This window comes from Salinivibrio sp. MA427 (genome assembly GCF_001996115.1).
Taxonomy (GTDB): domain Bacteria; phylum Pseudomonadota; class Gammaproteobacteria; order Enterobacterales; family Vibrionaceae; genus Salinivibrio; species Salinivibrio costicola.
Map to the genome: position 1 here is coordinate 1 of NZ_MUFH01000398.1, position 1,947 is coordinate 1,947.

General features: G+C 52.8%; 1 protein-coding gene. It reads right to left on the minus strand.

Annotation, left to right across the window (positions count from 1 at the left end; genetic code table 11):
• Positions 1 to 1,947, minus strand: a 1,947-nt coding sequence (gene cas3f, locus BZG79_RS14955; RefSeq protein ID WP_077774803.1) for a type I-F CRISPR-associated helicase Cas3f, incomplete at both ends; no start/stop codon positions are given.

Here is a 1,947-nt window from a genome sequence, read left to right on the forward strand (position 1 = left end):
TCCCAATTGATCAGCAAAGTGCTGATAGATAGTCTCTGGGTTAACATCGAACCACCAATGGCAACCGGCTGCTAGCGATATCTCGACGGATTTAAAGCGATATGAGTGATCGTCGTATTGGTAGGGGTAACGTGAGGTATCTAACTGCTGCCAAGCCAGCGTGTCATCGTCGTTATAAGCCAGCACAAGGCTTTCTTGGCGCTGACTGTGACGAAACGGAGTGCGCCGGATCAGCTCGCCGCTCCAGCTAGCATGTTTACCGGGAAAACGTAGCCCAGCGACTTGACTGAAAAGTGTTTCGTTCCACCATAGCTCGGCTTCCTTACCGGTTCGGAAGAAATCAGGTTGATACTTTTCCCCGCCCGTGAGCTCCAACGTAAAGCGCAACGCACGGTGCTCTTGTACGCCCCAGTGGGTCACCGGTTTAGCCGCTTTTTTTGCCGACGAAGCAAATATAAAGGCAGATTTTTCCAGCTTGGGGATTTCCTGAATACGCGGCGTAGCGGAAATTGCAGTCAGCTCTTCATCAAGCGTGACCTTGTAACCTTTTTCGAGCGGTACAGCTGCGCTTTCAAAGCCGGGCTTACAATAAGCGGGATGCTGGCCTTTAAGCGCACGAACATTCTGATCGAGCACATGAATATTGGCGGTTGTTGGCGTTTGCTGACGGTGACGTTGTACCCGCCCCGCCAACTGAATTAAGGCACGCATTGAACTCGGCTCGGCAATGGCCCAGTCGTAATCGTGATCACGTCCTACTTCCACCACCGCCGTGCCCACCACCACAAACATCAGATGTTTGGCATCACAGTGTTCAATAGCATGACGAATCTCCGGCTGTTCGAAAATCGCCCCTTCATCATGGCGATTTAACGCCACATCAAGACGGCTTTCTCGATAAGAACGCAACGCCAGCGGAAACTGGGAGTGGTAAGGACAAATAAAGATCGCATGATCCGGTTCCGGTGAGATTTGTACCAGCGTGCGAGTCAGCGCGACCATTGGGTTAATATTAGCCATGCGCACCACGCCTACCGACACCGTTTTGCCGGATGCATGGGTTTGATGATGCGCATGGTGCAACTGATGAATATGGGTATGGATAAGTTGCGCTAGCGGCCCAAAATCGAGGTTAGGTTCGCTGGATGTTGGAGGAGCAGCCAGGGAGGTAATCGATGACGTGTCTACCGTCTTCCCTTTGCGTAGCACCTGTTGGGCGCCCTCTAATCGCTTTACACGTTTGGCGACAAATTCGCGGTGGTAAGCCACGTATTCGGTTTTGTTCGTTATCGTTTGGATCTCGCTGGTAAATTCATCAAACCAGCCGCAAATAACAGACGTGCTGTTTGTCGTCGCGCTGTCACCAAACTGGGCATGATTAAACTGCGCCCTGCCCGCACGATAGGCATCAAACAAGCTTTTTACTAACGAAGGCGGCAAGGTCGCCGATGAAAGCAACACCCGAGACCCTAAACAGCCTGCCCAATTAACCAAGCGACACAGCGCCGGTAGGTCTTCGAGACCAAAATCATCGGGCTCATCAAGGACTAAGTCAGCGCTGAGCAAACGCAACATGGGCGCGATTTGACGCCCGCCGCGCAGGCTTTCAGTGGCGGGCATCAGATGATCAATCGTGCTCACTAACACCGGCGCACTGACCAGTTTCTCCAGCTTAGGCTGACTATTCAGCCAGTGTTTCAACCGGCCATCGTAAATTTGCCCTTCATAGCTGATAAACAGTTGCTCGAGAAAATCTTCGGTGGATTCACTGCCGCCGGTGGGCTGGTGTGACGTATTTTGTACCTCGTGCAAACGCTGGATGGCTTGCGAGCCAACGAGCACGGCCAACTCATCATCGCCGAGTTTCAGCAGCTCACGATAGGCATCGCCGGTTTGCAAGGTGAGTGTTCTCAGCCCGAGCGCCACCGAGAAACGACACCCCTGCCA